Source organism: Streptomyces sp. NPDC051136, assembly GCF_044455745.1.
GTDB lineage: Bacteria > Actinomycetota > Actinomycetes > Streptomycetales > Streptomycetaceae > Streptomyces.
On the sequence record NZ_JBITFE010000009.1, the window covers coordinates 17528 to 38085 of the forward strand.

General features: G+C 72.4%; 20 protein-coding genes. 11 read left to right on the plus strand and 9 right to left on the minus strand.

Annotated features, from left to right (window positions below):
* Positions 1–44: 44 nt before the first annotated feature.
* Positions 45–551 (plus strand): DinB family protein, encoded by a 507-nt coding sequence (locus ACIBCJ_RS25045; RefSeq protein WP_362103280.1) that lies wholly within the window; start codon positions 45–47, stop codon positions 549–551.
* 107 nt (positions 552–658) lie between these two features.
* Here the strand turns inward: ACIBCJ_RS25045 and ACIBCJ_RS25050 are convergent, their stop codons facing one another.
* Complete coding sequence (locus tag ACIBCJ_RS25050) at positions 659–1072, minus strand: SRPBCC family protein (protein WP_362103279.1); 414 nt, start codon at positions 1070–1072, stop codon at positions 659–661.
* Positions 1073–1141: 69 nt separating this feature from the next.
* On the minus strand, positions 1142–1600 hold the full coding sequence (locus ACIBCJ_RS25055; RefSeq protein ID WP_362507324.1) for a MarR family winged helix-turn-helix transcriptional regulator: 459 nt from the start codon (positions 1598–1600) through the stop codon (positions 1142–1144).
* 112 nt (positions 1601–1712) lie between these two features.
* On the opposite strand from ACIBCJ_RS25055, the gene hemB reads away from it, so the two are divergent.
* Complete coding sequence (gene hemB / locus ACIBCJ_RS25060; protein WP_362507322.1) at positions 1713–2705, plus strand: porphobilinogen synthase; 993 nt, start codon at positions 1713–1715, stop codon at positions 2703–2705.
* A gap of 49 nt (positions 2706–2754) precedes the next feature.
* Here the strand turns inward: hemB and ACIBCJ_RS25065 are convergent, their stop codons facing one another.
* Positions 2755–3510, minus strand: a complete 756-nt coding sequence (locus ACIBCJ_RS25065) for a DUF4232 domain-containing protein (RefSeq protein ID WP_365980318.1) — start codon at positions 3508–3510, stop codon at positions 2755–2757.
* Positions 3511–3721: 211 nt separating this feature from the next.
* On the opposite strand from ACIBCJ_RS25065, the gene ACIBCJ_RS25070 reads away from it, so the two are divergent.
* The 4 genes from ACIBCJ_RS25070 to ACIBCJ_RS25085 all read left to right on the plus strand — a co-directional run bounded on the left by ACIBCJ_RS25070 (position 3722) and on the right by ACIBCJ_RS25085 (position 8375).
* Complete coding sequence (locus ACIBCJ_RS25070; RefSeq protein ID WP_365980319.1) at positions 3722–5083, plus strand: helix-turn-helix transcriptional regulator; 1362 nt, start codon at positions 3722–3724, stop codon at positions 5081–5083.
* A 120-nt stretch (positions 5084–5203) separates the two neighbouring features.
* Positions 5204–6106: an SAM-dependent methyltransferase gene (locus ACIBCJ_RS25075; protein WP_365980321.1), complete on the plus strand. Its 903-nt coding sequence runs from the start codon at positions 5204–5206 to the stop codon at positions 6104–6106.
* 138 nt (positions 6107–6244) lie between these two features.
* Positions 6245–7483, plus strand: a complete 1239-nt coding sequence (locus tag ACIBCJ_RS25080; protein ID WP_362103273.1) for a PLP-dependent aminotransferase family protein — start codon at positions 6245–6247, stop codon at positions 7481–7483.
* 49 nt (positions 7484–7532) lie between these two features.
* Positions 7533–8375: an arylamine N-acetyltransferase gene (locus tag ACIBCJ_RS25085; RefSeq protein ID WP_365980322.1), complete on the plus strand. Its 843-nt coding sequence runs from the start codon at positions 7533–7535 to the stop codon at positions 8373–8375.
* A gap of 41 nt (positions 8376–8416) precedes the next feature.
* Here the strand turns inward: ACIBCJ_RS25085 and argS are convergent, their stop codons facing one another.
* Positions 8417–10177, minus strand: coding sequence for an arginine--tRNA ligase (gene argS, locus ACIBCJ_RS25090; RefSeq protein ID WP_362103272.1), 1761 nt, complete (start codon positions 10175–10177; stop codon positions 8417–8419).
* 184 nt (positions 10178–10361) lie between these two features.
* Between argS and lysS the strand changes: the two genes are divergently transcribed.
* The gene (lysS, locus tag ACIBCJ_RS25095; RefSeq protein WP_362103271.1) at positions 10362–12137 is read left to right on the plus strand and encodes a lysine--tRNA ligase; all 1776 of its coding nucleotides are present in this window, start codon (positions 10362–10364) and stop codon (positions 12135–12137) included.
* 71 nt (positions 12138–12208) lie between these two features.
* On the opposite strand, the gene ACIBCJ_RS25100 is transcribed toward lysS, so the two are convergent.
* The 3 genes from ACIBCJ_RS25100 to ACIBCJ_RS25110 all read right to left on the minus strand — a co-directional run bounded on the left by ACIBCJ_RS25100 (position 12209) and on the right by ACIBCJ_RS25110 (position 15422).
* On the minus strand, positions 12209–13480 hold the full coding sequence (locus tag ACIBCJ_RS25100) for a DUF2637 domain-containing protein (RefSeq protein WP_362507308.1): 1272 nt from the start codon (positions 13478–13480) through the stop codon (positions 12209–12211).
* 88 nt (positions 13481–13568) lie between these two features.
* On the minus strand, positions 13569–14441 hold the full coding sequence (locus ACIBCJ_RS25105) for a DUF3558 family protein (RefSeq protein ID WP_365980323.1): 873 nt from the start codon (positions 14439–14441) through the stop codon (positions 13569–13571).
* A 132-nt stretch (positions 14442–14573) separates the two neighbouring features.
* Positions 14574–15422 (minus strand): DUF3558 domain-containing protein, encoded by an 849-nt coding sequence (locus ACIBCJ_RS25110; protein ID WP_365980324.1) that lies wholly within the window; start codon positions 15420–15422, stop codon positions 14574–14576.
* 206 nt (positions 15423–15628) lie between these two features.
* Here ACIBCJ_RS25110 and ACIBCJ_RS25115 point away from each other — a divergent pair, with 206 nt between their 5' ends.
* Positions 15629–16822, plus strand: coding sequence for an RtcB family protein (locus tag ACIBCJ_RS25115; protein ID WP_362103267.1), 1194 nt, complete (start codon positions 15629–15631; stop codon positions 16820–16822).
* 23 nt (positions 16823–16845) lie between these two features.
* On the opposite strand, the gene ACIBCJ_RS25120 is transcribed toward ACIBCJ_RS25115, so the two are convergent.
* Positions 16846–17625 carry an SDR family NAD(P)-dependent oxidoreductase gene (locus ACIBCJ_RS25120; protein ID WP_362103266.1) on the minus strand — a complete coding sequence of 260 codons (780 nt, stop codon included), beginning with the start codon at positions 17623–17625 and terminating at the stop codon, positions 16846–16848.
* A 297-nt stretch (positions 17626–17922) separates the two neighbouring features.
* On the minus strand, positions 17923–18261 hold the full coding sequence (locus ACIBCJ_RS25125) for a YnfA family protein (RefSeq protein WP_030145264.1): 339 nt from the start codon (positions 18259–18261) through the stop codon (positions 17923–17925).
* A 138-nt stretch (positions 18262–18399) separates the two neighbouring features.
* Here ACIBCJ_RS25125 and ACIBCJ_RS25130 point away from each other — a divergent pair, with 138 nt between their 5' ends.
* The 3 genes from ACIBCJ_RS25130 (at position 18400) to ACIBCJ_RS25140 (ending at position 20538) form a co-directional block, all read left to right on the plus strand.
* Positions 18400–19512, plus strand: coding sequence for an LLM class flavin-dependent oxidoreductase (locus ACIBCJ_RS25130; protein ID WP_365980325.1), 1113 nt, complete (start codon positions 18400–18402; stop codon positions 19510–19512).
* Positions 19509–20168: a CE1759 family FMN reductase gene (locus ACIBCJ_RS25135; protein WP_365980326.1), complete on the plus strand. Its 660-nt coding sequence runs from the start codon at positions 19509–19511 to the stop codon at positions 20166–20168. Before ACIBCJ_RS25130 ends, ACIBCJ_RS25135 begins: the two co-directional genes overlap by 4 nt.
* A 223-nt stretch (positions 20169–20391) precedes the next feature.
* A complete protein-coding gene (locus ACIBCJ_RS25140) occupies positions 20392–20538 on the plus strand; it encodes a hypothetical protein (RefSeq protein WP_362103263.1) in 147 nt (48 codons plus the stop codon).
* The last annotated feature ends 20 nt before the right edge of the window (positions 20539–20558 follow it).

Genomic DNA, 20558 nt, shown 5'->3' on the forward strand with positions numbered 1-20558 from the left:
AAAACGCCTCGACACGGGCGCGGCGATCGGGGACGCTTCGCGCGATGACCAGAATCGACGACACTCCGCCCGCCTGGGACGAACGCACCCAGCTCACCCGGTTCCTCGACTACGCGCGGGACACCGCGCGCGCCAAGTGCGACGGCGTCTCCGAGGAGAACGCGCGCAAGGCGATCCTGCCCGGATCACCGCTGATGACCATGAGCGGACTGATCAACCACCTCCGCTGGGTCGAGTACCACTGGTTCCGCGTGGTCTTCCTCGGCGAGGAGGACGAGGGTCCCTGGACCGACGAGGACCCCGACCGGGAGATGCGGATCGCCGTCGACTTCCCGCTCGCGCGACTGCTCGACGAGTACGCCGAACACAGCGCCCGGCACCGCGAGCTGGTCGCCCGGACCGGCCTGGACGAGCGGGCCCGGCGGCCCGTCAGGAACGGCGTCCACGTCGACCTGCGCTGGATCCTGCTCCACCTCACGGAGGAGACGGCCCGCCACAACGGCCACCTGGACATCCTGCGCGAGATGCTCGACGGCACCACCGGCGACTGAGGGCACGGTTGATTCCTCCCGGGATCCCGGACGGCCGTGGCTCCCGAGGGGGCCGGGGCGCGCGCGTCGTGCGGGTCGGCGGGCAGGTTCCGGTTGCGGTGTCCGCCTCAGTCGGACTCCAGCAGCTCCTTGAGCCGGGACAGGTCGGCGGTGACCGTACCGGCGTCGCGTTCGAAGTCGGCGTCGGTCGTCCCGGGTTGCCGGCGGAGGGTGAAGACCACCTCGCATCCCGAGGCGTCGGCGATCACCCGGACGGGGTTGTGGACGGTTTCGCCCGAGGGCAGCGTGACGTAGTGGTCGAGTACACCCAGGTCGTTGCGCGGTGCGAAGGTGACCTTGACCCGGCCCAGGGGGGAGGAGTCCGCGACCCATTCGCCGTCGGCGGTCTGCTCGACGGTGCCGCCGAGGCCGTGGGCCCACGCCGGCAGGTTGGCCGGGTCCGAGGCGAAGGCGTAGACGTCGGCGGCCGTGCGGTCGATGCGGACGCCGAGGTGGCGTGATTCCCTGCCGGTGCTGTTCATGCCGGTGACGGTAGCGGGCCGCCGTCGCCGTCCGCTTGAAGAAACCGGACACGTCTCAGTGGTCACGTCTCAGTGGTGATGGGCGCGGCCGCCCGTGTTGTGGATGACGCGCTGGAGCACCTTCATGGTGGTCAGGTACTCCTCGTCGGAGATCCCCGCGTGGCGTTCCGCCCTCAGGTCGTCCTGGAGGGCGGCGGCCTTCTCGAAGAACGTGCGGCCCTCCGGGGTCAGGGAGAGACGGTCGTCGGGGGCCTCGACGACCCAGCCCGCCGTGATCGTCGCGTCGATCTCCGCCTCCATCGTCTCCGGACCCGTGTCGAGGTAGTTCCGCAGGAGGCCGGAGACCTCGGCGCGGGTCTTCGGGGCGCCCGCGCGGGCCACCTGGGCGAGGACCCACCACTGGGGCTGGGTCGTGCCGAGTTCGGCGAGGGCCGCCCGGGTGCGGGTGACGACGGCCTTGTAGGCGGCCCAGGCCCAGTAACCGACGGGCTGGCGGACGAGTTCGGGGTCGCTGTGCGAGTAGTCCATGGCGTCGACCGTAGAGGCTGAAGTTTGGTTGAGGTCAAGCGTCGCCCGGAGGCCGCGCGGGCCGACTCTCCGTCGGCAAAGGCACGGGCGGGGCGGGCGTAGCGTAGGTGGTATGACGACGTACGGATCCTTTCCCGGCACCCGGCCCCGACGGCTGAGGACCACCCCCGTGATGCGTCGGATGGTCGCCGAGACCCGGCTGCACCCCGCCGACTTCATCCTGCCCGCCTTCGTCCGCGAGGGCGTGAGCGAGCCGGTGCCGATCGCGGCGATGCCCGGGGTCGTGCAGCACACGCGGGACACGCTGAAGAAGGCGGCCGCGGAGGCGGTCGAGGCGGGGGTCTCCGGGATCATGCTCTTCGGAGTGCCGGAGGACGGGAAGAAGGACGCCGCCGGGACGGCCGGGACCGACCCGGACGGGATCCTCCAGGTCGCGCTGCGCGACGTGCGGGCCGAGGTGGGGGACGAGCTGCTCGTCATGTCCGACCTCTGTCTCGACGAGTTCACCGACCACGGGCACTGCGGGGTCCTCGACGACCAGGGGCGCGTCGACAACGACGCCACCCTTGAGCGGTACGCCGAGATGGCGCAGGTCCAGGCCGACGCGGGTGCCCATGTCGTCGGTCCCAGCGGGATGATGGACGGGCAGATCGGCGTCATCCGCGACGCCCTCGACCAGATCGGACGGGAGGACGTCGCGATCCTCGCGTACACCGCCAAGTACGCCTCCGCCTTCTACGGGCCCTTCCGCGAGGCCGTCGGCTCCTCGCTCAAGGGGGACCGCAAGACCTACCAGCAGGACGCCGCCAACGCGCGGGAGTCGCTGCGGGAGCTGGCGCTGGACCTGGAGGAGGGGGCCGACATGGTGATGGTCAAGCCGGCCGGGCCCTACCTCGACATCCTCGCCAAGGTCGCCGAGGCCTCGGACGTGCCCGTGGCCGCGTACCAGATCTCCGGTGAGTACTCGATGATCGAGGCCGCCGCCGAGAAGGGCTGGATCGACCGCGACCGGGCCATCCTGGAGAGCCTCACCGGGATCAAGCGGGCGGGCGCGCGCAACATCCTGACGTACTGGGCGACCGAGGTCGCGCGCACGCTGCGCTGAGCGACCGGTGCCGGCCCCCGACGCAAGGGGTGCGGGTGCGCTGACCCCTTCAGTACTCGAGCGCGTTCGACGCCTCGGTCTGCCAGTAGGTGACGGTCAGCGCGGTGTCGACGTACACGCCGCCGGCGGGCAGCTTGACCCTGGCGATGGAGCCGTCCTCGAACGGGACGGTGAGGGTGGTCGTCTCGTAGCCGTTCTCGCCGCTGCCGTCGCCGGACGACAGGCGCACGCCCGCGTAGCCGGACTCGCCGGGGGCCAGCGTCGTCAGCGACTGCGGCTTGCTGGACTCCGCGACCGGCGGCACCGACTGGGCCTCGCCGAACCGCGCCGCCGGGTACTGCGGCAGCGCGCACGTCTTCGAGCCGGTGTTGGTGGCGGTCAGCAGCAGGTGGTTGACCGGGCGGGGGGCGTTCGCCGCGGTGATCCGCACGTCCGACGCGGAGCACTCGCCGGGGAGGTCCGCGTCGGAGTCGTCGGAGGCGTCGCCGGTGCCGGAGTGCGAACCGGAGCCGGACCCCGCGCCCGGTGCGTTGTCCTTTCCGGCGGATCCGGCCGAGCCCGCGCCGCCGGTCGTCCCGGTGCTCCCGGTGTTCCCCGTGTCCTCGGCGTCCCCCGGGTTCGCGGTGTCGTCCTTCGCGTTGCCGGCCGGCCGGGCGTCGCTCCCGTTCGCCGACGCGGAGGTGGAGGACTCGGGTGCCGGGGAGCCCGTGAGCTCGTCGCCCTCGCAGGCCGTCAGGGAGAGCGCGGCCAGCGCGACCGTGGTGGCGGCGAACAGGCGGGTACGGGTGATGCGGCGTGCGGACATGGCAGTTCCCCCTGGGAATGCGAGAGTTGGTCGAGCCGCTCGACCGTCGACCGGGAGCGGCTGCTTGGATGACCACAGCGTGCGGCCCTGACCGTCCCGGCCGCCAGCGGCGCGGGAACATGCGGGACGGTGGGACGTCGGGAACGCTCTGACCTGCGGGAACAACGTCCTTCTGGGATGCGGTACGGGGACACGGGAAGAGGGAGGAACGGTGGCGGGGGACGACTTCGCGGGGCTGCTTCGGGAGTTGAAGGAGCGGTCCGGACTCAGTTACGGGGTACTCGGCAAGCGGCTGCACATGAGCGGCTCGACCCTGCACCGGTACGTCAGCGGGGAGGTCGTGCCGGTCGAGTTCGCCCCCGTCGAACGCCTCGCCCGCGTGTGCCGGGCGACGCCCGAGGAGCTGCTCGAACTCCACCGCCGCTGGATCCGCGCGGACGCGCTGCGCGGCGTGAAGAAGGGGGAGACCGAGAGCGCCGAGGACGCCGACGGCGCGCGGGACGCGCCGGGGCCGGCCCCGGGTGGTGCCGTCCCGCCGACCTCGCCGACCCCGCCGGTCCCCTCGGCCCCGGCCGTCGCGCCCGCGCCGGAGACCTCGCCCGGGCGGACGTCCCGGCGCGCACCGGAGGACCCGCCCGCCCTCGGCGTGCCCGGCCCGCCCCGCCGACGGGTCCCGCGCGCCGCGCTCTACGCGGCGTCCGGCGTCGTGGCCGTGAGCGCCGCCGTGGCGCTCGTGGCTAGCCTCGTGGGGGACCCGGGCGACGACGGCCGGCACGGTCCCGCCGGGGCCGTCGCGCAGACCTCCGTGCACGCGGAGGCGTCCGGACCGGCGACCCGGTCGGGCTCCCCGAGCGCGAGCACCTCCTCGTCCCCCGCGTCGTCACCGTCCGTCTCCGCGTCCCCGTCGGGGTCCCCCTCCACGGCACCGTCGCGCCGGGTCGGCGCCACCCCGGGCGGCAAGGCACCGGCACAGGGTCCCCCGCTCACCGTGTCGACCACCCCGTACTACTGGGACGTGCCCTGCGACCACGCCTTCCTGGTCGACCGCAGCCCGAAGAACGTCCCCAAGCCCCCGCCCCAGCAGGACGCCGTCGGCTGGGCCACCCCCCTGCGCGCGGTCTCCGCGAACCGGCAGACGGTCGTCCTCACCGTGCAGGGCACCGGCCCGCAGACGGTGGTCCTGGAGGACCTGCACGTACGGGTCAAGAGCACTGGTCCCGCGCTGGACTGGAACCAGTACGTGATGGGCAACGGCTGCGGCGGCCAGGTGCACACCACGGCCTTCGACGTCTCGCTGGACCTCGGTACCCCGACCGCGACGCCGATCGGGGGCCAGCGGGACTTCCCGTACAGCGTCAGCGAGTCCGATCCCGAGGTCTTCCAGGTCAGCGCGCACACCAGCGGCCACGACGTCAGCTGGGAGCTGGAACTGGAGTGGTCCAGCGGCGGCCGGCACGGCACCACGCGCATCGACGACAACGGCAAGCCGTTCCGCACGAGCGCATCCCGGGACGACTCCTACTACGCGTACCCCCTCGGCAGCAGTGCCTGGGAGCTGGTCGAGGGCGGTTGAGGGGGCCCGGAGCGCCCGGCTCCGGGGGCGTCGGGGCATCGGCAAGTCCGGCCGGGCGATAGGTTGTTGAGCATCACACCGGTTCGCTTCGTCAGGCGACATCCGAAAGGCGGTACGCCCATGTCCGGTGACGCCCTCAGCCAGGACCCCGCGGAGCTGCGCAGGAGGATCGACAGCAGCAAGGCGCACCCGGCGCGGGTCTACGACGTCTTCCTCGGCGGCAAGGACCACTACCCCGCCGACCTGGACGCGGCGGCCGCCGGACTCGCCGCCAACCCGCGCGGCTACCTCGACGTGCGGCACAACCGCGACTTCCTGCGGCGCGCGGTGACCACGCTGGCCCGCGAGGACGGCATCCGGCAGTTCCTCGACATCGGCACCGGGCTGCCGACCGCCGAGAACGTGCACCAGATCGCCCAGCGCATCGCCCCCGAGTCGCGCGTCGTGTACGTCGACAACGACCCCGTCGTGCTCGCCCACGCCCGGGCCCTGCTCACCAGCGGTCCCGAGGGGCGTACGGACTACATCGACGCCGACCTGAAGCAGCCTGCGCGGATCCTCGAACAGGCCGCCGAGGTCATCGACTTCGACCGGCCGGTGGCGCTCTGCCTGGTCGCCATCCTGCACTTCGTCGAGGACGCCCAGGCCTACCCGATCGTCCGTGCACTGGTCGACGCGCTGCCCGCCGGCAGCCGGCTCGTGCTCAGCCACCTCACCGACGACCTCAACCCGGAGAACGTGCGCGCGGTGCAGCGGACGTACACCGAGCGGGGTTTCACCTTCGTGCTGCGCTCCCGGGACGACGTCGAGCGGTTCTTCACGGAGAGCGGGCTGAAGCTCGCCGACCCCGGGGTCGTGCCGGTGCACCACTGGCGGCCGGACCACGCGGCGCCGGTGCCGGACCAGCCGGAGGAGTCCTACCTCGCCGCGCTCGACGACATCGAGAAGGTCAGGTACAAGGACATCAACGACGTCACGGACGCCGACATCAACGTGTACGGCGGTCTGGGCACCAAGGCCTGACGCTCCGGCGACCGGCGACCGGCGACCGGCGACCGGCTGGTGACCGGCGACCGCGCCGGACCGGGGCCGCCGGTCGTACGGGTGTCCGGATCGCGGAAAGTCGCCTGTAGACGGCACGTACTTCTCTACGCTGCGCGCATGACCGTGACCGACAACGCGTCCGCCGCTCCCGCCGCCGTCCCCGCTCCGCTGCCGCCGCTGGCCGCGCGGGCCCGGTCGACCGGAGGTTCGCCCGTACGGGACATCCTCGCCGTCACCGCCCGCCCCGAGGTGATCAACTTCGCGGGCGGGCTGCCGGCCCCCGAGCTGTTCGACGCCGACGGCATCGCCGCCGCGTACCGGGACGTGCTCGCCGAGACGCCCGCACGGGCCCTGCAGTACTCCACCACCGAGGGAGAGCCCACCCTGCGGGCCGCGCTCGCCGCCCGCACCTCGGCCCGCGGACTGGCCACCGACGCCGACGACCTCCTCGTCACCACCGGCTCCCAGCAGGCCCTGTCACTGCTCGCCACCGCCCTGCTCGAACCCGGCGACACCGTCCTCGTGGAGCGCCCCTGCTACCTGGCCGCGCTCCAGGCCTTCGGCTTCGCGGGCGCCCGGGTGGTGGCCGTGCCCGGGGACGAGGACGGAATCGACCCCGGCGCGCTGGAGGAGCTGGTGGTGCGCGAGCGCCCCAAGCTGCTCTACACGGTCCCCACCTTCTCCAACCCCACCGGCCGCACCCTGCCGGCCGCCCGCCGCGCCGCCGTCGCCGAGGTCGCCGGACGGTGCGGGCTGTGGATCGTCGAGGACGACCCCTACGGCGAGCTGCGCTTCGAGGGCGAGCGGGTGCCGTGGATCGCCTCCTACCCGGGCGCCCGGGACCGGACCGTGCTGCTGGGGTCCTTCTCCAAGGTCATGGCACCGGGCCTGCGCCTGGGCTGGCTGCGGGCGCCCGCCGAGCTGCGCCGGGCCTGCACGGTCGCCAAGCAGGCCGCCGACCTGCACACCCCGACCGTCAACCAGCTCGCCGCCGCCCGCTACCTGGCCGACCGGGACCTGGACGCCCACGTCGCCCGGGTCGCCGCCGCCTACGGGGCACGCCGGGACGCCATGCTCGCGGGCCTCCCGGACGCGCTCCCGGCGGGTTCGGCGTGGACCCGTCCCGAGGGCGGCATGTTCCTGTGGGCCCGGCTGCCCGACCGGTACGACACCACCGCCCTCCTCCCCGAGGTGGTCCGGCACGACGTGGCCTACGTCCCCGGCGCCCCCTTCCACGCCGGCGAGCCCGACCGCGCCACGCTGCGGCTCTGCTTCGTCACACAGACCCCGGACGAGATCGCGGAGGGGCTGCGGAGGCTGGCGGAGGCACTGGCCGAGGCGGGACCGGCGGCCTAGGACCAATTGCGGAGGGATAGGAGGGCGTCGCCGCACGTACGGTGAGGCCATGGCTGACAGCGCACGGACGACGGCACCCTTCTCCCTGGACGCCTACCTCGCCCGCATCGGCTGGGCGGGCGGGCGGCGCCCCGACCCGGACACGCTCCGGGGCGTGCAGCTCGCCCACCTGAGGGCCATCCCCTTCGAGAACCTCGACGCCCTGGGCGGCCGGGCCCCCTCCCTCGACCTCGGCGACCTGATGGCCAAGCTGGTCCACGGCCGCCGGCGCGGTGGCTACTGCTACGAGCACAACACGCTCTTCGCGGCGGCCCTGGAGGCGCTCGGCGTGCGGGTGACCCGGCTGACCGCGCGGGTCGTCGTCGGCGCCGAACGCTTCGAGGACCGTCCGCGCACCCACATGGCCCTCCTCGCCGAACTGCCCGGCGACCCGCGGCCCCACCTGGTCGACGTCGGGTTCGGTGCCCTCGGCTCCCTGCTGGAGCCGGTGCCGCTGACGGCGGACACCGAGTTCCACGACGCCGGACGCCGGCACCGGCTGGTGCACGCGCCGCACCGGGGGCCGCTGGAGACGTGGGTGCTGGAGGCGTACCTCGCGGGCGGCTGGCAGGCGCAGTACGCCTTCACCCCGGAGCCGTTCGAGCCGTCCGACTACGAGGTGATCAACTGGCACGTCGCCACCAACCCCAGGTCCCCGTTCGCCCGGCGCCCCTACGTCCAGCGCCTCACCCCGGACGCGCACCTGCTCCTCGACGGCGACCGCCTCGTCGTGACGCGTACCGGGGACGGCACGGTCACCGAGGAGAAGGTGGCCGACGAGGCGGAGGCCCGCCGGGTGCTGGCGGAGGAGTTCGGCATCGACGCCCCCGAGGGGCTGACGCTGCTGAGGTGAGGGCCGGGGAGGTCGGCCCGGCCCTCACCCACGGGGCGTGCTCAGAGGCGCTCGGGCGTCCGGATGCCCAGCAGGGCCATGCCGCGGTGCAGGGTGCGGGCCGTGAGGTCGCACAGGAACAGGCGGTTCTCCACCTGCTCCGGCGCCTCCGCCTTCAGGACCGGGCACTTGTCGTAGAACGTGGTGTACAGCGACGCCAGCTGGTACAGGTACGCGGCCAGCTTGTGCGGGGCGTACTCGGCGGCCGCCTCGAAGACCGTGTCCCCGAACGCGTCCAGGTGCAGGCCCAGCGCCCGCTCCGCCGCGTGCAGCTCCAGCTCCGGGTGGGCGGCGGGGCGGACCTCGCCGGCCTTGCGCAGGATGGACCGGATACGGGCGTAGGCGTACTGGAGGTAGACGCTGGTGTCGCCGTTGAGCGAGACCATCTGGTCCAGGTCGAACTTGTAGTCGCGGCTCGGCGACGTCGACAGGTCCGCGTACTTCACGGCGCCGATGCCGACCTGCGCGGCCCGCTCCTGGATCTCGTCCTCGGTGAGGTCCCGCGCCTTCTCCCGCACGACCTCCGCCGCCCGCTGCACCGCCTCGTCCAGCAGGTCCTCCAGGCGCACGGTCTCGCCCGCGCGCGTCTTGAAGGGCTTGCCGTCGGCGCCGAGCACCGTGCCGTAGGCCATGTTGTGCGCGGTGACCTCGTCACCGAGCCAGCCGGCCCGGCGGGCGGTCTCGAAGACCATCCTGAAGTGCAGCGACTGGCGCACGTCGACGACGTACAGCAGCGTGGTGGCGTGCAGGTCCTGGACGCGGTTGCGGATCGCGGTCAGGTCGGAGGCCGCGTAGCCGAAACCGCCGTCGGCCTTCTGCACGATCAGCGGCACCGGCTGGTCGTCCTTGCCGCGGATCTCGTCGAAGAACACCACCAGCGCGCCCTCGGAGCGCACCGCGACTCCCGTCTCCTCCAGGAGGCGGGCGGTCTCCGGCATGCCGTCGTTGTACGCGGACTCGCCGACGATCTCCTCGTCGCGGATCTCCATGTCGAGCTTCTCGAAGACCGAGTAGAAGTAGACCTTCGACTCGTCGACGAACTGCTGCCACAGCTCCAGCGTCTCCTTGTCGCCGGACTGGAGGGCGACGACCCGCTTGCGGGCCCGCTCCTTGAACTCCTCGTCCGCGTCGAAGACCGCGCGCGACGCCTTGTACACCCGGTTCAGGTTCGACATGGCCTGCTCGCCGTCGACGTCCCCGGCCGGGGCCAGCTCGCCGGGGTGCTCGACCAGGTACTGGATGAGCATGCCGAACTGGGTGCCCCAGTCGCCGATGTGGTGCCGGCCGATCGTCTTCTCGCCGGTGAAGTCGAGCATCCCGCGCAGCGCGTCGCCGATGACCGCGGAGCGCAGGTGGCCGACGTGCATCTCCTTCGCCACGTTCGGCTGGGCGTAGTCGACGACCGTGGTGCCCGCGTCCGCCTTCAGCGGCACGCCGAGGCGCTCGCCGTCCGCGAGGCGCGCGGCGAGGTTCGCGGTGATGGCGCGGTCGGCGACGGTGATGTTGAGGAAGCCGGGTCCGGAGACCTCGACGTCCTTGATCAGTTCGTCACCGGTGGTGAGGTGCGCGACGACCTCGGTCGCCAGCTCCCGCGGGTTGGCCTTCGCCTTCTTGGCCAGGGCCAGGATGCCGTTGGCCTGGTAGTCCGCCCGGTCGCTTCGTCGCAGCAGCGGGTCGGCGCCGGCGGCCTCCGGCCGGGTGGCCGTGAGGGCGGACGCGAGCTGCTGCTGGACGGAGTCGGTGAGGGACGTGACCGAGGCCATGGAGTGGCTGCCGTTCTGCTCGGGTTCGTGGAAGTAGTACAGAAACCGAGTATCCCACGCGGTGAAAAGCGGTTTTCGCGGATGCGCGCCGGGCTGGGAGAATGGGGCGGACAGCCGTGCGACCGTACCGGCTGTCTCCGCAGCAGTGCCAGAGAAGTTCCAGAGAAGTTCCAGGGAAGAGGACGTGCCGATCGTGGCTCAGAGCACAGAGACCACCGACTGGGTCTCCCGTTTCGCGGACGAGGTCATCGCCGAGGCGGAGCGTCGTGCCGCGGGCGCGAAATCCTCACTCGCCGCCGCTCCGGGTGCGGTCGTCGTCGCCTCCGGGCTCTCCCCGTCCGGCCCCATCCACCTGGGCAACCTGCGCGAGGTCATGACCCCGCACCTGGTCGCCGACGAGATCCGCCGCCGCGGGCACGAGGTGCGGCACCTGATCTCCTGGGACGACTACGACCGCTACCGCAAGGTGCCGGCCGGCGTCCCCGGCGTGGACGAGTCCTGGGCCGAGCACATCGGCAAGCCCCTGACCTCGGTCCCCGCCCCGAAGGGCTCCCCGCACCCGAACTGGGCGGAGCACTTCAAGGCCGCGATGGTCGCCTCGCTCGCCGAGATGGGCGTCGAGTTCGACGGCATCAGCCAGACCGCGCAGTACACCTCCGGTGTCTACCGCGAGCAGATCCTGCACGCCATGAAGCACCGGCGGGACATCGACGCGATCCTCGACCAGTACCGCACCAAGAAGGCACCGGCGAAGAAGCCGCAGCAGTCGCAGAAGCCCGTCGACGAGGCCGAGCTGGAGGCCGCCGAGGGCTCCGGCGCCGCCGCCGAGGACGACGGCAGCTCCGGTTCCGCCGGCTACTTCCCGTACAAGCCGTACTGCGGCAACTGCGAGAAGGACCTGACGACGGTCACCGCCTACGACGACGACTCGACCGAGCTGACGTACGCGTGCACCGCCTGCGGCTTCTCCGAGACCGTGCGGCTGAGCGAGTTCAACCGCGGCAAGCTGGTCTGGAAGGTCGACTGGCCCATGCGCTGGGCGTACGAGGGGGTCGTCTTCGAGCCGAGCGGCGTGGACCACTCCTCGCCCGGGTCGTCGTTCCAGGTCGGCGGGCAGATCGTCGGCATCTTCGGCGGCGAGCAGCCGATCGGGCCGATGTACGCCTTCGTCGGCATCAGCGGCATGGCCAAGATGTCCTCGTCCAAGGGCGGGGTGCCCACCCCGGCCGACGCGCTGCAGATCATGGAGCCGCAGCTGCTGCGCTGGCTGTACGCCCGCCGCCGCCCCAACCAGTCCTTCAAGATCGCCTTCGACCAGGAGATCCAGCGGCTGTACGACGAGTGGGACCGCCTCGACGCCAAGGTCGCCGACGGCACCGCGCTGCCCGCCGACGCCGCCGCCCACGCCCGCGCCGTCCGCACCGCCGCCGGTGAGCTGCCGCGCACGCCCAGGCCGCTGCCGTACCGCACGCTCGCCTCCGTGGCCGACATCACCGCCGGACACGAGGACCAGGCGCTGCGCATCCTCGGCGAGCTGGACCCGGCGAACCCGATCGCGTCGCTGGACGAGGCCCGGCCGCGCTACGACAAGGCCGAGGCGTGGATCAACACGCACGTCCCCGCCGACCAGCGCACCGTCGTGCGCCGGGAGCCCGACGCCGAGCTGCTCAAGTCCCTCGATGAGCCGAGCCGGCAGTCGCTGCGGCTGCTGCTGGACGGGCTGGCCGACCACTGGTCCCTGGACGGCCTCACCCACCACGTCTACGGCGTCCCCAAGGTCCAGGCGGGCTTCCCGGCCGACGCCACGCCCAAGGAGCTGCCGCCGGAGATCAAGACCGCCCAGCGGACGTTCTTCGCGCTCCTGTACCACCTGCTCGTCGGCCGCGACACCGGCCCGCGCCTGCCCACCCTGCTGCTCGCGGTGGGGCAGGACCGGGTGCGGACCCTGCTCGGGGAGTAGCACCGTCCATACGGCGAAGGGGCGCCCGGTCACGACCGGGCGCCCCTTCGCCGTACGCGGCGGCGCCGGGCTCAGGCGATGTGCTCGTCCTCCAGCTCCGCGCCGTGGCGCTCCTGGAACCGCAGGACCATGCGCTTGGCATCGGCGTCCAGAAGGGAGACGCCGAACGTGGCCTCGACGTCGTACGCGAACTCGCGCGGGGTGGGGTAGCCGCTGCCGTTGCCGAGCGACTGCTTGAAGACCTGGTAGTAGTCGTTCTCGTCCGGGCCCTCCGGCTCCGGGGTGCCGCCGCCCTCGCCCAGCTCGCGGGTGCGGTGCGGCCCGACCGGTATGGGGAAGCCGCCGGTCTCCTCCGGAGCGGGCTCCTGCGCCGGAGGCTCCTCCTCGAACTGCTGCCGGTACTGGTCGGCCTGGCGCTGCTCCGCCTCCCACTGGGCGTACTGGTCCGGGTCGTACGTCGGGTCGTAGTCGCCGTGGTACTCGACCGACTGCGGGTCCCGGGCGTGCAGCCACGGGTTCTGCTCCGCTGCCGGTCCCTCCTCCCGCACCGGCTCCGCGTCCTCGCCGCCCGCCAGCTCGGCCCGCTGTCCGCCAGCGGGCGCCGCCTGCGGGGCCGCCTCCTGGGGGCGCGGGGCGGGCGGGAGCAGGGCCGGTTCGATGCCGGCCGCCGCCAGGCCGGACGGGGCGGTCTGCGCCAGCGGGACGCCGTAGCGGGCCAGCCGCAGCGGCATCAGGGACTCCACGGGCGCCTTGCGGCGCCAGGCGCGGCCGAACCGCGAACGCAGCCGGGCCTGGTAGACCAGCCGCTCCTGCTCCAGCTTGATCACCTGCTCGTAGGAGCGCAGCTCCCACAGCTTCATGCGGCGCCACAACAGGAACGTCGGCACCGGAGAGAGCAGCCAGCGGGTGAGGCGGACGCCCTCCATGTGCTTGTCGGCGGTGATGTCGGCGATCCGGCCGACCGCGTGCCGGGCGGCCTCCACCGACACCACGAACAGGATCGGGATGACCCCGTGCATGCCGACACCCAGCGGGTCGGGCCAGGCCGCCGCGCCGTTGAACGCGATCGTCGCCGCCGTCAGCAGCCACGCCGTCTGCCGCAGCAGCGGGAAGGGGATGCGGATCCAGGTCAGCAGCAGGTCCAGCGCCAGCAGTACGCAGATGCCCGCGTCGATGCCGATCGGGAAGACGTAGCTGAAGTTCCCGAACCCCTTCTTCAGGGCCAGTTCGCGCACCGCCGCGTACGAACCCGCGAAGCCGATACCGGCGATCACGACGGCACCGAAGACGACCATGCCGATGAGAACACGGTGCGTCCGTGTCAGCTGAAGTGGGGCGGCCACCCGTACTCCCCTCCCATTGCGTGTTGTTGCGCGCAACAGAGTGGCACATGTGTGCGGGGGACGGGTGGCCGGTGGGTCGTAGGGACCGTCAGCTGTCCTTCGCGGGCGCCTTCGAGGACGACGTCGAAGACGACTCCGACGGTGCCTTCGACGGCGCCTCGGAGGACGACCCGGAGGGCGAGCCGCTCGGCTTGCCGGCGTCGCTACCGGCGCCGTTGGCCTTCACCACCGCGGCCACCGCCTCCTTGGCCGCCTTCTGGGCGTCCTTCACCAGGTCGTCGGCGTCCGGGGTCTTGTCGCCCGCCAGGCCGGCACCGTTGTAGTCGAGGGTGACGACGACGTTCTCGACCCGCGCCACGACCGTCTGCTGCTTGAAGGTGCCTTCCTTCTTCTTCAGGTCGTAGCGCACCACCGACGCCTCGTCGCCCGTGCCGCTCACCGGGGCGGTCTTGACGCTCTTCGCGCCCTCCGCACCCTGCGTGTCCTTCAGCTGCTTGAGGTAGTAGGCGTGCGCCAGCTTGTCGCCCTCGCCGCGCGTCACGTCCGACTCGAAGCGCAGCATCGACACGCTCAGCCAGCGGAACTGAGAACCCTTCACGCCGTTGTCGTCGAGGCTGTCCCAGGAGCAACCGGCCCGCGTCGCCGTGTCGTTCGACGAACCCTCGTCGCCGGATCCGCCCTTCGGCACCAGGTCGTCCAGCGTCTTCTTCGTCACCGTCGAACACGGCTCCGGAAGCTTCCGGAACGCCGCCGCGCGCACCGTCGGGGACGGGCTCGCGGACTGGGACGCGGCCGACTCCTGCGCCGCCTTGTCCTTGCCGTCCTCGGAGCCGGAGTCCGAGGAGCAGCCGGCTGCCACCAGCATCACGGGTACGGCGGCCGCGCCGACAAGGACGCGGGTGAGTCGCTTGGCTCGCTTCGCTTGCGGGTCTCGCTGGTCACGCTGGGCTCGTCGCTGCATGGTTCCTTCACTCATGGCACTCGTGGTTCCTGCGTTCGGAACGGGTCCGAGGGGCCACGGTACGCGGTGAGGAAAACGCGCGGTCCCGCTTCCGGGGCGCCGCGCGCGGGCGCGGGGGCGCCCCGGCGGGCCTCAGCCGCCCAGGGAATCCGCCAGCTGGGAGGCCAGTTTCCGCGCCATGTCCTGCATTTCCCCGCTGTCCGGCACGACGCCGAGCGTCGCCGACTGCTCCGCGTACTCGATGGTCACCATGACGTTCGACGTGCGGAACGCCACAGTCACGGTGCGCCGCTTCGCCGTCGAACCGGAGCTGCTGAGCGTGTCGTCCACGAACGCCTCGTCGCCCAGGTCGTCCAGGAGCCGCGGCTGGACCTCGGCGGGCGGGGTGCCGGGGGACGCGCTCGACGAGGACGAGGCCGACGAGGAGGGGGCGGAGGGTGTGCCCGACCCGGCGGACGGCTCGCCGGAGGACGCGGACGGGCTGCCGGAGGGGGAGTCCGAGGCGGTGGACCCGGATTCGGAGACGACCGGTTCGGGCAGGTCGGCCGCCTCCACCTGCTTCGCGAAGAGCTGCTCGGCCTCGTTGTCGTCGCTCACGGCGCCGTCGTAGGACACCACCCGCTCGAAGTCGACGAAGAGGTGGTCGGTGGCCTGCGCCGACTCCACCTTCCAGCGGCAGCCGACCTTGCGGTCGGTGTCGTAGGCGAGCGTCGGCTCACCCGCGTACGCCCGCTCGCGCTGCTCCTCGTCGGTGATCTCCTCGATGCCGGGCAGAAGGGCGTCGAGCGCCTTGTGGCCGACCGCGCCGCACGGGTCCGGAAGGGTGCGGTACTTGCCCGGCTCGGCCGCCTGGGTCGCCAGACCCGGCTCCCCCGGGTTCGAGTTGTCCGCCGTGGCACCGCCCTCCGAGCCGCCGGTGCAGCCGGCCAGCAACGCCGCCAGGAGGACGGCGACGCCGGGTACGTAAGCCTTCCGCTGCACGGTGCGGCTCCTCTCGCCGGGGTGGCTGTGATGTCGGGACTCCAGTGTCCCCGCTGGTTATTCGCTTGCCGCACGGGGGCGCTCCCAGCAGACAATGTGTATCGCACGCGCTGCCGTGAACGCCGGTCGGTCGTCCCTTTGGCTGCCCTTGGCGCCGGTTCTGCGCTTCGATACTTCTGTATGTTTTCCGGGGGAATGAGGACGATATGTCGTACGTGGAGATGCCGGGCGCGAAGGTGCCGATCCGGATGTGGGCCGACCCGGCGACGGTCGAGGAGGGCGCGCTCCAGCAGCTGCGCAACGTCGCGACCCTGCCGTGGATCAAGGGCCTGGCGGTCATGCCGGACGTGCACTACGGCAAGGGCGCGACGGTCGGTTCCGTGATCGCGATGCGGGGCGCGGTGTGTCCGGCGGCGGTGGGCGTCGACATCGGCTGCGGCATGTCGGCGGTGAAGACCTCCCTGACGGCGAACGACCTCCCGGGCGACCTGTCCCGGCTGCGCTCGAAGATCGAGCAGGCGATTCCGGTGGGGCGCGGCATGCACGACAGCCCGGTCGACCCGGGCCGCTTCCACGGGCTGGCGACGGCCGGGTGGGACGACTTCTGGGGGCGGTTCGACGGGGTGGCGGAGGCGGTCAAGTTCCGTCACGAGCGGGCCGGAAAGCAGATGGGAACGCTCGGATCCGGCAACCACTTCGTCGAGGTGTGCACGGACACGACCGGTTCCGTCTGGCTGATGCTGCACTCCGGTTCCCGCAACATCGGCAAGGAGCTGGCCGAGCATCACATCGGCATCGCCCAGAAGCTCCCGCACAACCAGGGTCTGATCGACCGCGACCTCGCGGTGTTCGTCGCGGACACCCCGCAGATGGCGGCGTACCGCAACGACCTGTTCTGGGCCCAGGAGTACGCGAAGTACAACCGCACCCTGATGATGGCGCTCCTGAAGGACGTGGTCCGCAAGGAGTTCAAGAAGGCCAAGCCGGTCTTCGAGCCGGAGATCAGCGCCCACCACAACTACGTGGCCGAGGAGCGCTACGAGGGGATGGACCTGCTCGTCACCCGCAAGGGCGCGATCCGGGCCGGGTCCGGCGAGTACGGGATCATCCCCGGCTCCATGGGCACCGGTTCGTACATCGTCAAGGGCCTCGGCAACGCCAAGTCCTTCAACTCCGCCTCCCACGGCGCGGGCCGGCGCATGAGCAGGAACGCCGCCAAGCGCCGCTTCTCCACGAAGGACCTGGAGGAGCAGACGCGGGGCGTGGAGTGCCGCAAGGACTCCGGCGTGGTGGACGAGATCCCCAGCGCGTACAAGCCGATCGAGCAGGTCATCGACCAGCAGCGCGACCTGGTGGAGGTCGTGGCGAAGCTGAAGCAGGTCGTCTGCGTGAAGGGCTGACGGCCCGGCCCGCACCGGGAGGCCTAGCCCTCCCGGTGCACCTTCGTGTTCGAGGCCTGGGCGCGGGGGCGGACGACCAGGAGGTCGATGTTGACGTGGGCGGGGCGGGTGACCGCCCACGTGATGGTGTCGGCGACGTCGTCGGCGGTCAGCGGGTCGGCGACGCCCTGGTAGACCTTGGCCGCCTTGTCCTGGTCGCCGCCGAAGCGGGTCAGGGCGAACTCGTCGGTCTTGACCATGCCGGGCGCGATCTCGACGACGCGGACCGGGCGGCCGACGATCTCCAGGCGCAGGGTCTCGGCGAGGACGTGCTCGCCGTGCTTGGCGGCGACGTAGCCCGCACCGCCCTCGTAGGTGGACAGGCCCGCGGTCGAGGAGACGACCACGACCGTGCCGTCGCCGCTCGCCTCCAGCTTGGGGAGCAGCGCCTGGGTGAGGTTCAGGGTGCCGATGACGTTCGTCTCGTACATGCGGCGCCAGTCGTCCGGGTCGCCGGTGGCCACCGGGTCCGCGCCGAGCGCGCCGCCCGCGTTGTTGACCAGCACGCCGATCGTCCTGAACGCCGTCGCGAACTCGTCGACCGCCTCGCGGTCGGTGACGTCCAGGGGGTACGCCGTCGCCTGGTGGCCGGCCGCCTGGATCTCCTCCGCCAGCGCCTCGACGCGGTCCTTGCGGCGCGCGGTGAGGACGACGCGGTACCCGGCCGCGGCGAGCCGGCGGGCCGTGGCGGCGCCGATGCCGCTGCTCGCGCCGGTGACGACGGCGATACGGGAGGCGGCGGACGGGGCGGCTGCGGTGGCCATGGGCTGCTCCTGGTGCGTACGGGGGCGGTGCGGCGGTCGCCGACCAGGGTAGTCAGCCGCCGTGGCGGGGCTTCCCGGCCGGGTGGCGGGGCTTCCCGGCCGGGTGGCGGGGTTCCCCGGCCGGTGGGCGGGGCCGTCAGCCGTGACCGGTGGGGGTGGCGGGTGCGCCAGGGGCCCCTGTCCGGTGCTGTGGTCGGGAGCGGCGGGTGCGGCCGTCAGCCGTGACCGGTGGGTGCGGGGCCGACGGGTGTGGCCGGCGGCCGTGACCGGCGCCCCGGGTGCGGCCGGTCGCCGCGGTCAGCCGCCGTTGCGCGGGGCCCACATGATCAGCGCCATCCCGGCGAGGCAGACCAGCGCCCCCGCGATGTCCCAGCGGTCCGGGCGGTAGCCGTCGGCGACCACGCCCCACAGGATCGAGCCGGCCACGAAGATGCCGCCGTACGCGGCGAGGATGCGGCCGAAGTGGGCGTCGGGCTGGAAGGTGGCGACGAAGCCGTAGGCACCGAGGGCGAGGACCCCGCCCGCGGCCCACAGCCAGCCGCGCTGCTCGCGCACGCCCTGCCAGACGAGCCAGGCGCCGCCGATCTCGAAGAGGGCGGCGACGACGAAGAGGGCGGCGGAGCGCAGGACGAGCATGCGGGCAGCTTCGCACGCGGCCGGCGCACGGGGACCGCGCCGGGTACTCGCCGGGCGGTGGACCTGCGGAATAACGACCGGAGGTGCTCCGTTCCACGGGTATAGTTGAAGCGTCAACAACCTGGAGGTTGAGCGATCATGCAGTTCGGCATCTTCACCGTCGGCGACGTCACGCCCGACCCGACCACGGGCCGTACGCCGACCGAGCGTGAGCGCATCAAGGCCATGGTCGCCATCGCGCTCAAGGCCGAAGAGGTCGGACTCGACGTCTTCGCGACCGGCGAGCACCACAACCCGCCCTTCGTGCCGTCGTCGCCGACGACCATGCTCGGCTACATCGCGGCCCGCACCGAGCGGCTCGTGCTGTCCACCTCCACCACCCTGATCACCACGAACGACCCGGTGAAGATCGCCGAGGACTTCGCGATGCTCCAGCACCTGGCCGACGGCCGGGTGGACCTGATGATGGGGCGCGGAAACACCGGGCCGGTCTACCCCTGGTTCGGCAAGGACATCCGCGAGGGCATCAACCTCGCCGTCGAGAACTACAACCTGCTGCACCGTCTGTGGCGCGAGGACGTGGTGAACTGGGAGGGCACGTTCCGCACCCCCCTCCAGGGCTTCACGTCCACCCCGCGTCCGCTGGACGGCGTCGCGCCCTTCGTGTGGCACGGCTCCATCCGCTCCCCGGAGATCGCCGAGCAGGCCGCGTACTACGGCGACGGCTTCTTCCACAACAACATCTTCTGGCCCGCCGACCACACCAAGCGCATGGTCGAGCTGTACCGGGCCCGCTACGCCCACTACGGGCACGGCACGCCCGAGCAGGCGATCGTCGGGCTCGGCGGCCAGGTGTTCATGCGGAAGAACAGCCAGGACGCGGTGCGCGAGTTCCGGCCGTACTTCGACGTCGCCCCGGTCTACGGGCACGGGCCGTCGCTGGAGGAGTTCACCGAGCAGACGCCGCTCACCGTCGGTTCCCCGCAGCAGGTGATCGAGAAGACCCTCGCCTTCCGCGACTACGCCGGTGACTACCAGCGCCAGCTGTTCCTGATGGACCACGCCGGGCTGCCTCTGAAGACCGTCCTGGAGCAGCTCGACCTGCTCGGCGAGGAGGTCGTCCCGGTGCTGCGCGAGGAGTTCGCCAAGAACCGCCCGGCGAACGTGCCGGACGCGCCGACCCACGCGTCCCTGCTGGCGGCGAAGGCCGCCGGCCGGGAAGGCCAGGAGAAGGAAGGAGCACGCGCATGAAGCTCGTCGTCGTCTCCGCGGGGCTGAGCGTCCCGTCCTCCACCCGGCTGCTCGGCGACCGGCTGGCCGCCGTCGCCGCCCCGGCCGCCACCGCGCCCGAGCCCGCCCCGGCCGACGTGCGGGTGATCGAGCTGCGCGACCTCGCCGTGGAGATCGCGCACACCTTCACCAACGGGTTCCCGGCGCGGGCGCTCGCCGACGCCTTCGAGGCGGTCGCGGCGGCCGACGGGCTGATCGCCGTCACGCCGGTGTTCTCGGCGTCGTACAGCGGGCTGTTCAAGTCGTTCTTCGACGCGCTGAGCGTCACCGACGAGGACGCCCTGACCGGGAAGCCGGTGCTGATCGCCGCGACCGGCGGCACCGCCCGGCACTCGCTGGTGCTGGACCACGCGCTGCGGCCGCTGTTCGCCTACCTGAAGGCGGTCGTCGTCCCCACCGGGGTGTACGCCGCCTCCGAGGACTGGGGTGCGGAAGGACTCGACGCCCGGATCGGGCGGGCCGCGCGCGAGCTGGCGTCACTGATGGCGGGGCTGTCGGGGTCGTCACGGCCGTCGGCGCACCGCCCGCTGCCCCGACGGGACTCCTTCGAGGAGGTCACGCCCTTCGCGCAGCGGCTCGCCGCGCTGAGCGTCCCGGGGCCGAGCCCGGCGCCCTGAGCGTCAGCGGGCCGAGCCCGGCGCCCTGAGCACCTGGCGGCCACGGTGCCGGAGCGTGCGCGGCGCTCGAATCACACCTGAGCCGTCGACGGGTTACGACCGACCCGTCGGCGGCTCACCGGCATGCAAGCCCCGGTGAACGTTTCCGGAAACCGGCAATGCGCGCGGAGGCCGCTCTCGCGCATCCTGGGGCCAAGGGGAGCACTGCTGGAGGGGGCGGACGATGGCGACGAAGAAGACGAACGGTTCCTTCGTCCGCCCGCTCCACCGGCTCCACCCCGACGAACCCGGCCGTGGGCCCCGCCCCGCCGATGCCGCGGCGCACGACCGCCGCGCCGGCCGCGGCGTTCCCGCCGTGCCCGGCGTCTGAGTCACCGCCGCACCCCCGGC